Annotated in this window: 1 protein-coding gene; it reads left to right on the forward strand. The window is 59.7% G+C overall.

From position 1 onward, the window contains the following. Positions 1-1274: Ig-like domain-containing protein (locus ABD931_RS29080; RefSeq protein WP_345271642.1), on the forward strand; the 1274-nt coding region annotated here is incomplete at both ends.

The following is a 1274-nucleotide window of genomic DNA, read 5'->3' on the forward strand; positions in this document are numbered from 1 at the left end:
GCCACCACCACGGTGTCGCTGACGGTGGTAGGGGCCATCTCAGCCCAGCCTGACAACAGCACCACCGCCTTTGGGCAACCTGTCTTTACACCCGTGTTGGCTAATGACCAAGTTAATGGCACCAACGCCACACCAGCTACTGTCACCCTAACGGTGAGCACCCCTCCCAGCCATGGTACCGCAGTGGTGCAGAATGATGGTACTATCCAGTACACCCCAGCCCCCGGCTATGCCGGACCCGATAGCTACACCTATACCATCTGCTCACTGGTGCAGGCTGAGTTGTGTGCTACGGCCGTGGTGTCGCTGACGGTGGGCTCGGCTCCGCCCATAGCTAACCCGGATGTGGCCAGTGCCAGCTTCCAGCAGCCGGCGGTGCTGGTGCCGGTGCTGAATAACGATACAGACAAGAGCCAGCAACCAGCCACGCTGAGCAATGTAACGCTGCCGGTGATTATCCAGGGGCCCGGCAACGGCACGGCGGTGGTGGTGAGCCAGGGGATTCATGCCGGCTCGATCAGCTACACGGCAGCGGCCGGCTTCTCAGGGGTGGATTACCTGGTGTACCAGATTTGTGATGTGGTGGACCCCACGCAGTGTTCAAGTACGACGGTGAGCATCACCGTGAGCGGGCGTATTGCGCTGCTGCCGAAGGTGTACCTGCAGGGGGCGCTGTTTGGGGTGTACTCCCCGGAGGTGCTGATGCGGGATGATCTGCGGGCGAAGAACCTGCTGCCGACCAGCAGTCCCTATGGGAGCTGGAGTCCGCTAACGGCGACGGGCGGCATCGCCAGTGGGGTGCTGAGCACGACAGGAGCGAATGCGATCGTAGACTGGGTGTATGTGGAGTTGCGGAACGCGTCTACTCCCTCGCAGGTGGTCGACAGCCGGTCGGCGTTGCTGCAGCGGGACGGGGACATCGTAGATGTGGATGGGGTATCGGTGGTAGAGTTCAGTCAGGTGTTACCGGGGAGCTACTATGTAGCGGTGCGTCACCGGAATCATTTGGGGGTGATGAGTCAGACGGCTCTGCCTCTAAGTACCACGACGACGGTGGTTGATTTCAGGGCAGAGACAACACCGGTATTCACTTATACGGCTAGTGCTGTGAATCAGGCTCAGGTGGTGGTAGCCCAGGGCATGGCCATGTGGGCGGGGAATGCTTTGGAGGATAACAATGCTACGGCTCCACATGAGAACGTCATCTACCAGGGTACCAGTAATGATGTGAACGCTATTTATCAGCAGGTACTGAATGCGTCGGGCAATGTGCT

The sequence above is a fragment of the Nibrella viscosa genome (assembly GCF_039541875.1).
Lineage (GTDB): Bacteria > Bacteroidota > Bacteroidia > Cytophagales > Spirosomataceae > Nibrella > Nibrella viscosa.